Genomic DNA, 8,568 nt, shown 5'->3' on the forward strand with positions numbered 1-8,568 from the left:
CCAGGTGGAGATGATATATTTGCATTCTGAGTCAATTTATGAGTGAGTCTTGTTTGCGGCATCGGGAAACTGCTGGAATCCAGGGATTTTTAGTGGATGATTTAAAAAGACTCTGTTCCCAACGGGTAAGAGAAGGGTGTCGGTTTAATTTGGAATGACTCCATGAGAAAGGGGAGGGTAGCCGTCGCTACCCTCCCCTTTAAGCTGAAATCAATCACCGTTGGCCCTCGACCTGTTCTAACCGATCTAAGCGAGTGAAATCGATTTGAACCGCTAACCCATCACCCTCGTTTTCCTGGGAAGGAACAGTGAGTCGGATGGGAAGGAGTAGGGGAGTGCCGAATTGAGTCTGGGGGTTTTGATTGGGGAGATCCCAGTCAAAATCACTAATCCCCCGTTCCAGATCGGCCCGATCGCCCATATCTATTTGCGTGATCGCCTCGGTAGATTCAGGACTAGATTCAGGACCCTGTGCAATGAACTGTTCAGAATTCATTGCCGTTGCCGGTCCCATCGCGGTCAGACTCAGACTGACTCCCGCGAAAGTCAGCAGTGTAGACAGTAGTTTTGACATATATATACCCCATTAAATACCCTGGGGTGGTTTTACTAGACAAGGTAAAAAAGAAGCCTGTTTAACTGGTCAATGAAAAATTCAACAATCAGACCTAGGGTCTGCTGTTGCGATCGTCATGAAACCCCAACTTTTCAAAGTTGTTTTTAAAGTTTCAGAAAACCTGGTAACATTATACCAAAAACTATCCAAAAATCATCATTCTAAAGATGTATCGATAAAGACCAGCCGGATTGAGAGAGGCGATCGCGCACAATAACTTCCCACTGCCCTAAACTGTCAGTGAATTCGGGTTTATGTAAACCAGAACGCCAAAAAATCAGGGCATCTTCGTCCGTGTCTTTATAGTACCGTTTGCGAGAGCCAACCTCTCTAAAGCCAAACTTTTGGTAGAGGGACAAAGCCGGTTGATTAGAGCGACGCACTTCCAAGGTGGCCCATTCCAGTCCTCGCTGCTGAGCACAAGTCAGCAACCCATAGAGGAGAGACTGACCGAAACCCTGATGCCAATAATCGGGATGAATAGCCAGAACCGTGATATGAGCTTCCTCCAGAATCGACCAGAGGCAACCGATGCCCACCAGAGGGGAGATGGGAGGAGAGTCCGGAGAATCAGAAGAGTCCGGTGTTGCGGGAATCGATAACACCAGCAAGTCACTGTTAGGACTGTTGAACTCGCGCTGATAGGCATCAAAGCTCCACATTCCGCCCAAAGAACGCTGATCGAGTTCCACGACAGACTCTAACAGGTCGGGGGTGAGTCGGTTGAGTAATAGAACAGGCACAAAACAGCCGAGGTTAATTGGAGAAAGGACAGGAGACGATTGTACACTGGAAAACGAAGCCACTTACGCTGCTCGACTTAACCTCATACAAATTCTTAAATATGGTATCCATTCAAACCCCTGCGGCTCAGAAAACAGGCCGTCAGTATCTAACTCAATCCAGTAGCGCCACCGAGAGGCGATCGCCCAATCAGGAACTGCTCCCGCTCACTGCCCGCGCGAATGACCACGATCGCCTAGAAATCGGCGGCTGTGATGTCGTCACCTTGGTTGAGCAGTTCGGTTCGCCCCTTTATATTGTGGACGAAGACACCCTCAGAGAAGGGGCCAGACAGTATCGGGACCTATTTGCTCGGTACTATCCAGGTCAATCTCAAGTGTTGTATGCATCGAAAGCCTGGAATTGCTTGGCAATTTGTGCGATCGTCGGCCAAGAAAACCTCGGGATCGATGTCGTCAGTGGCGGTGAACTGTACACGGCCCTAGAAGCCGGTTTACCCCCGGAAAAAATGTATCTGCATGGCAACAACAAATCCAAAGAAGAATTGCAGATGGCTGTTGCCAGTGGCTGTACCGTCGTTGCCGATAACTGGCAGGACTTGCATCAATTAGTGGCGATCGCCAAGGAAACCCCCGATTCAGCCATCCGGATCATGCTGCGGTTCACCCCAGGGATCGAGTGTCACACCCATGAATATATCCGCACCGGACACCTAGACAGTAAATTTGGCTTTGATCCCGACCAAATCGAAGAAGTCTTTGCCTTTGTCCAACAGCATCCCATTTTGACCTGCATTGGACTCCATGCCCATATTGGCTCCCAAATTTTTGAACGACAACCCCATCGGGACCTGGCTGGCGTGATGGTGCAGTGGTTAAAACAAGCCGCTGCCTACCAACTCCCGATTACCGAACTGAATGTCGGAGGCGGATTAGGCATTCGCTATACAGAATCCGACGACCCCCCGAGCATTGAGGAATGGGTCAAAGGCGTCAGCGCAGCCATTATCGAAGCCTGCGAGTCCCAACAAGTGGCTTTACCGAAATTACTCTGTGAACCCGGGCGATCGCTCATTGGTCCAGCTTGCGTCACCGCCTACACCCTCGGCGCACAAAAACAGGTCCCTGGAATCCGCACCTATCTTTCCGTAGATGGCGGGATGTCCGATAACCCCCGTCCGATTACCTATCAATCCGTCTATCGAGCCGTTGTCGCCAATCGGATGTCCGCACCCCTGACTGAAACTGTTACCATAGCCGGTAAGCACTGCGAATCCGGGGACATCGTAATTCATCAAGCCAGTCTGCCTAAAACGGAAAGCGGGGATATTCTAGTCGTCATGACCACAGGTGCTTACAATTACAGCATGGCCTCGAATTATAATCGGGTACCCAGACCCGCTGCCGTATTAGTCAACGATGGCATTGCGAATATTATCCTGGCCCGGGAAACTTACGAAGATTTAATTCGACAAGATCGCCTACCTGAACGACTGGCTCATCTGAGTTAATAGCCATTCATTTTGGCACAGGACCGGCGGTGTCAGCCCTGAAAACTTCTGGAATTGAGCCATGTAATCGGTTAAAAACTGATTCTAGTGTTGGGGCGATCGCCCAGGGTGGACAACGGCTTGGACTCAACCATCCGTGGATTTTAACCCACGAAAAAGCAAAAGGCTGGCGAGATTGCCAGCCTATCAATCTCGTCATGTAGAAGCGCAAGGTTAATCGAGATCCGATGGGATATTTGTGGGAGCAATTGTCGATCGACCCGAACTGGACTCAGTCCTTGCTGCTTCACCTGGTCCAAATTTGGAACGAATGGATTAAAAATCCGCTTGACATCCTCTTAGTTTTGGCCCTGACCTATATGGTGCTCGTCATCATTGGGGAACGCCGCACCCTTTGGATCGTTCGCGGATTTATCATTCTGATGGTCGCAGCAGCTATCAGTACCCGCCTTAAACTGACTCTGTTGAGTTTCGTCCTCAATAGCTTAGTCATCGGTTCGGCAGTGGCAATGGCGGTGATTCTGCAGTCGGAATTCCGTCGATTTTTGGAACAATTGGGTAAAGGGGAAATCCGGCAACTGTTTCAACCTTACCGCCAGATTATTCCTAAACCCGATAGTGTCATTGATGAAATCGTCGATGCAGTCAAGGAACTCTCCCAAAACCGCACCGGCGCTTTGATGATTTTAGAAACCAGCGGTCCCATAGACGAACGGGATTTTTCGGTTCCGGGGGTAAAAATCAATGCCGAGGTCTCTAAAGAACTCTTACAGACCATTTTTCAGACCAGTACCCTGTTGCATGATGGGGCGCTATTAATTCGCGCCTCGCGAATTATGGCAGCAGGGGTGATTCTACCTTTGTCCGATCGCACCGCTTCCCGACAGTTAGGAACCCGCCATCGCGCCGCAATGGGGATTACGGAACGAGTCGAAAACTGCGTTTGTGTTGTCGTTTCTGAGGAAACTGGCTCGATTTCTTTGGCCGAAAAAGGTACCCTGAATCGACCTTTAACGAGCAGCAAACTCAAGGAACTACTACAAGCCCGATTTTCACAAACCGTCGAACGGGAACCTGTCGCTCCTGATTTGCCAAATTTAGCTCGTCAGTTACTATCAAAAGCAGTCGGACTCGTGCTACGCTTGCTCCGTCTTCCATCATCGGCTTCACGGGAGAAAAAATGATTACCAAGCCATCAGCTTTACAACAGTTGCCTGCTGACCTCGATTGCGAGAGACTCCCCAAGCACGTAGCAGTGATTATGGATGGAAATGGTCGATGGGCAAAGCTTCATGGAATGCCCCGCTTTATGGGGCATCGGCGCGGAGTTGATACCCTCAAGGACCTCCTGCGCTGCTGTCGCGATTGGGGAATTCAGGCCCTCACGGTTTATGCGTTTTCGAGTGAAAATTGGGGGCGTCCCTTAGAGGAAGTCAATTTTTTGATGACGCTGTTTGAGCGGGTCCTGCGCCAAGAACTCCAGGAGATGATGGAGGAAAATGTCCGGATTAACTTTGTGGGAAACTTAGAGTCTTTGCCGAAATCCCTCCAAGAAGAAATCGGGCGATCGGTGGAAAATACTCGCAACAATAAAGGGATTCACTTTTCGATCGCCACGAATTACGGGGGTCGTCAGGAAATCGTCCAAGCTTGTCGGGCGATCGCCCAACAGGTGCAGCAAGGTTTAATTCAACCCGAACAAATCGATGAGGCGTTATTTGAACGCCATCTCTACACCTCCGATGTCGGGGACCCGGATTTGCTGATTCGCACCAGTGGCGAAATGCGTCTGAGCAATTTTCTCCTCTGGCAAGTCGCCTACTCCGAACTCTATGTCACCGAAACCCTCTGGCCAGATTTTAACCGCGAAGAATTCCATTACGCCCTCCGTTCCTATCAAAAACGAGAACGCCGTTTCGGCAAGGTGTAACCACCCCCCATTCTCCCCCATCCCCCAATTCTCCCCCAACAACCAACAACCAATGACCAATGACCAACAACCAATGACCAATAACCAACAACCAACAACCAACAACCAACAACCAACAACCAACAACCAACAACCAACAACCAATGACCAACAACCAATGACCAATCACCCCTAGGGTCCACTAAAAATCGCTTCTTCAATATCTCGCCGACTCAGAGAATATTTGAAGGAGCGTTGAACCTCTTGCACTCCCCCCTCAGCATTGATGTAGCGGACACTGACGTGTTCAACATCCAGTACGAGTTCTGCATTCCAACTGGGGCGTTCTACCCGCCAGCAGTGCAGTTCGGTGTGGTCTTGTTCGCATCCTTGGTCCTCTAACCATTGCTCGATCGCCGGAAGAGCATGGTTATAAAGCGGGGTATCCGGTGAAGGTAATGTCATAGTTCATTTAGCCTTGCTCAAGTAAGTTTAGAAATTTTGTTCTGTTCTGCTGGGATTCACCGATCGCCGTCGCCTCCTCCTCTTTTTTGAGGATCAAAAAGGCATTTCACGGATTCAACATCCAGCTTTGGCCGGATAGATATATTCTCCCATCCGAGGCGATCGTCGAGACGGGCATTGAGAACAACTCTGGAGTCTGAGATGATGGTAACGGGACATTTTCCCGGGTTAACCCGATCGCGATCGCCAGCAACAAACAACCCATCAACGTGATCCCCAGAATCAACAGCACAAACAACTCCCCACCGGACAAAGGACGCTCAGACGGTTCTCGACTCGTCCCTGGAGACCGCCCATAAGCAGCATCAGGGGTGCGTTTCCAGTGCGGTGGTAATGCCACCCCATTTCCCCCAATTCCGTCCCGCTCTAGTCTCAATTTCACATCATAGAGATGTCGTTCTCGGTCATTACTCAGGGTCGTGTAGGCATCCTTAAGCTGTTGAAACTTTTCCCGCGCTTCCGCCTGGGGAAGGGGGGAGGTATCTGGATGATAGCGCTTGCTCAGTTCCCGATATGCGCGGCGAATTTCCGGCCCCGTTGCCCCATTGTCCAGGCCAAGCAAGGCATAATAATTCAGTGCCGACAGGGTACCCGGTGGCATCGGGGGTTTTCGGTTGTTAAAATTTGCCCGGTTTTGAGTCACAACAAACACCACTGGCGTCAGTTTTAGCTAGTTTATCGCATCTATCCCTAGTCTTCATTTTAAGTAAATTTTAAGTAAAGTCTGTGCGAATCCGGGCGATCGCCTCATTCACCGAGTCGCTATCCAGCCAACTGACAAACCCCCCATAAATTATATTCCCCTGGGTATCGGCTAGGAAAATATAGTCAATTCCCAACCAATTTTTCCAGGTGCGGACCACCGTCCCATCCCGCAGGACAAAAATCGGTCTGGAATTTTTCAAGTCACTGTCTGAGGCATAGTTGATGCCCCGCACCTGGTCTAAAATGGCGATCGCCTCCTGAGTCATCGGTCCAATTGAAGAGGCAAAATTAGCCTGTTGGTTACCCACTTGCCGCACTTCCCATTCCAGACGAGATTTCAACTCCTCAGAAATTGGTAACCTCTCCAACTCCCCTAAAACCGTTTGGGTGCGTTCCGTGCGCCCCCGCACCCGATAGACATCGGTGAGTAACTGTTCAATACTTTCCTGGGTCAGATATTCAGCAATTAACCCCGTAATCCCCAAAACGCCGATGCCGCCGAGGACTCCGACTGGACCCCCCAACAAGGCTAAGGCAGCGGCGATCGCTGCCGAACCCGTTAATCCCGTCGTTGCCATTGCGATCGCCAGAATGATTCCAGGCAGTCCCAAAGCGGCCACCTTTTTTACCACTTCATCCATTGGTTCTATCCTTCCTGGGACATGATATCGAGCCTACAATTTCTAGGGTAGCGTTAAGCCGCCGGAATGAAATAGAACCCAATCCCACAGCAATTGTAGGGTGGGCACTGCCCACAGTAAGTCAGGTGGGCAGTGCCCACCCTACAATTGCCGTTGAAAAACGAAACAAAAACTTGGAATCTTGACCCTTATCTGATACAATAAGAAGTTTGCAATATGTACGAAGCTTGCTGGAAGGAGACGTCTGTTATGGCCCGGATGTACTACGACGAAGACGCAAATTTGGACCTATTAGCCGGAAAAACCATTGCAATTATTGGTTACGGCTCTCAAGGTCACGCCCACGCCCTCAACCTGAAAGATAGTGGCATGAACGTCATTGTCGGGCTGTATCCGGGCAGCAAATCAGCCACCAAAGCAAAAGATGCCGGATTGACCGTGCATAGCGTTGCTGATGCCGCGAAAGCTGCTGATTGGATTATGATTTTGTTGCCGGATGAGGTCCAAAAGTCGGTTTATAAACATGAAATTGAGCCGAATCTCAGCACAGGCAACGTACTGTGTTTCGCCCACGGCTTTAACATTCATTTTGGACAAATTGTTCCCCCGGATAATGTGGATGTGGTGATGGTGGCACCGAAAGGGCCAGGACATTTGGTGCGTCGGACTTATGAACAGGGAGAAGGGGTTCCGGCATTGTTTGCGGTGTATCAAGATGCTACGGGTCAAGCTCGCGATCGGGCAATGGCTTATGCCAAAGGCATTGGCGGCACCCGCGCTGGTATCCTAGAAACGACTTTCCGCGAAGAAACCGAAACCGACCTGTTTGGTGAACAAGCGGTGCTCTGTGGGGGCCTAAGTGCCTTGATTAAAGCCGGGTTTGAAACCTTGGTTGAAGCGGGATATCAGCCGGAATTGGCTTATTTTGAATGTCTGCATGAAGTCAAACTAATCGTTGACTTGATTGTGGAAGGTGGACTCGCCACCATGCGCGATAGTATCTCCAATACCGCAGAATATGGAGACTACACTCGCGGTCCTCGCATCGTCACCGATACCACCCGCGCCGAAATGCGGAAAATTCTCAAGGAAATTCAGACGGGACAATTTGCTCGGGAATTCGTGTTAGAGAACCAATCCGGTAAGGCTGGATTTACAGCCATGCGCCGACAAGAAGCCGAACATCCCATTGAGGAAGTCGGAAAAGATTTGCGGGCCATGTTTAGCTGGCTGAAGAAAAAATAAGCCGCTGAATTAGAAAAACCACAGACGCGCCCTAGGGTGCGTCTGTGGTTCACTGGAATTGTCCAAGGGTTGGGGATTCCATCACTTACCCTTTTGTTCTTGCTGGAGTTGTTCTTCGGTTCGCTCAAACGAATCGGGTTTTTCTTTAGTCCTAGAAACCCAATTCGGGATGAGTCCTGTGCCAAATTTCGTGAGGCTGGTGCGAGTTTGGACGCTCGTTGTCTGCATTTCTTTTGGCAGAAAGGTAAGTTGATCTCCAAATCCAATATACAGAAACGCCAAGAGAATCGAGCCTGTAATTAAGGTGGTTTTAAGCATCTGTTGTCTTTTAGAGTGAAAGGACAGCACTGTTCTGTGAGGCTCACACAATATGATTATACCACATTTTCTCTGGTTTTAGGAAAATTAGGACCCAATTTGGGCGGGCTGGGATTTTATTTCTTTAGGCGGGGGGCTGGATGAGTGGAGTGGGTTGCCTGTGGGCGATCGCAATTATCAACTGGCTGGAATGGATTGAGAACGCTTTTTCTGTTCACCGAGTCCTGAGTGGCGATCGCCCGTGGGAGTAGACTTGAATCCAGGGGTTCACTTCATTGCCCCGGCAAACCCTTTGCTAAAGCCGATCGCCGGTCCGGATTGTTCTCTCCACCCGGGCGATCGCTAACCTTTTCTC

The 8,568-nt window shown here is 50.0% G+C and carries 11 protein-coding genes; 5 read left to right on the forward strand and 6 right to left on the reverse strand.

All coding sequences use genetic code 11. The features are described from left to right. Positions 1-214: 214 nt before the first annotated feature. Positions 215-574, reverse strand: coding sequence for a hypothetical protein (locus J0895_RS10035; protein ID WP_207087961.1), 360 nt, complete (start codon positions 572-574; stop codon positions 215-217). Positions 575-777: 203 nt separating this feature from the next. Beyond that, positions 778-1,359: a ribosomal protein S18-alanine N-acetyltransferase gene (gene rimI, locus J0895_RS10040; protein WP_207087962.1), complete on the reverse strand. Its 582-nt coding sequence runs from the start codon at positions 1,357-1,359 to the stop codon at positions 778-780. A 101-nt stretch (positions 1,360-1,460) separates the two neighbouring features. Between rimI and lysA the strand changes: the two genes are divergently transcribed. The 4 genes from lysA to J0895_RS10060 are packed head-to-tail and all read left to right on the forward strand — an operon-like array spanning position 1,461 to position 4,800. Beyond that, positions 1,461-2,870, forward strand: a complete 1,410-nt coding sequence (lysA, locus tag J0895_RS10045; protein ID WP_207087963.1) for a diaminopimelate decarboxylase — start codon at positions 1,461-1,463, stop codon at positions 2,868-2,870. 29 nt (positions 2,871-2,899) lie between these two features. Further along, positions 2,900-3,073 carry a hypothetical protein gene (locus J0895_RS10050; protein ID WP_207087964.1) on the forward strand — a complete coding sequence of 58 codons (174 nt, stop codon included), beginning with the start codon at positions 2,900-2,902 and terminating at the stop codon, positions 3,071-3,073. Positions 3,074-3,097: 24 nt separating this feature from the next. Beyond that, a complete protein-coding gene (gene cdaA, locus J0895_RS10055) occupies positions 3,098-4,054 on the forward strand; it encodes a diadenylate cyclase CdaA (RefSeq protein ID WP_207087965.1) in 957 nt (318 codons plus the stop codon). Then, positions 4,051-4,800 (forward strand): isoprenyl transferase, encoded by a 750-nt coding sequence (locus J0895_RS10060; RefSeq protein ID WP_207087966.1) that lies wholly within the window; start codon positions 4,051-4,053, stop codon positions 4,798-4,800. Before cdaA ends, J0895_RS10060 begins: the two co-directional genes overlap by 4 nt. A gap of 171 nt (positions 4,801-4,971) precedes the next feature. On the opposite strand, the gene J0895_RS10065 is transcribed toward J0895_RS10060, so the two are convergent. From J0895_RS10065 to J0895_RS10075, 3 genes are all read right to left on the reverse strand, one after another. Then, positions 4,972-5,244 (reverse strand): DUF3143 domain-containing protein, encoded by a 273-nt coding sequence (locus J0895_RS10065; protein ID WP_207087967.1) that lies wholly within the window; start codon positions 5,242-5,244, stop codon positions 4,972-4,974. A gap of 106 nt (positions 5,245-5,350) precedes the next feature. Then, positions 5,351-5,905, reverse strand: coding sequence for a J domain-containing protein (locus J0895_RS10070; RefSeq protein ID WP_207087968.1), 555 nt, complete (start codon positions 5,903-5,905; stop codon positions 5,351-5,353). A gap of 112 nt (positions 5,906-6,017) precedes the next feature. After that, positions 6,018-6,650: a hypothetical protein gene (locus J0895_RS10075; RefSeq protein WP_207087969.1), complete on the reverse strand. Its 633-nt coding sequence runs from the start codon at positions 6,648-6,650 to the stop codon at positions 6,018-6,020. 249 nt (positions 6,651-6,899) lie between these two features. Here J0895_RS10075 and ilvC point away from each other — a divergent pair, with 249 nt between their 5' ends. After that, positions 6,900-7,895 (forward strand): ketol-acid reductoisomerase, encoded by a 996-nt coding sequence (gene ilvC, locus J0895_RS10080; RefSeq protein ID WP_207087970.1) that lies wholly within the window; start codon positions 6,900-6,902, stop codon positions 7,893-7,895. An 81-nt stretch (positions 7,896-7,976) separates the two neighbouring features. On the opposite strand, the gene J0895_RS10085 is transcribed toward ilvC, so the two are convergent. Then, entirely contained in the window at positions 7,977-8,213 is a 237-nt protein-coding gene (locus tag J0895_RS10085) for a hypothetical protein (RefSeq protein ID WP_207087971.1), read from the reverse strand. Positions 8,214-8,568 lie beyond the last annotated feature (355 nt).

The sequence above is a fragment of the Phormidium pseudopriestleyi FRX01 genome, assembly GCF_017313335.1.
Lineage (GTDB): Bacteria > Cyanobacteriota > Cyanobacteriia > Cyanobacteriales > Laspinemataceae > Laspinema > Laspinema pseudopriestleyi.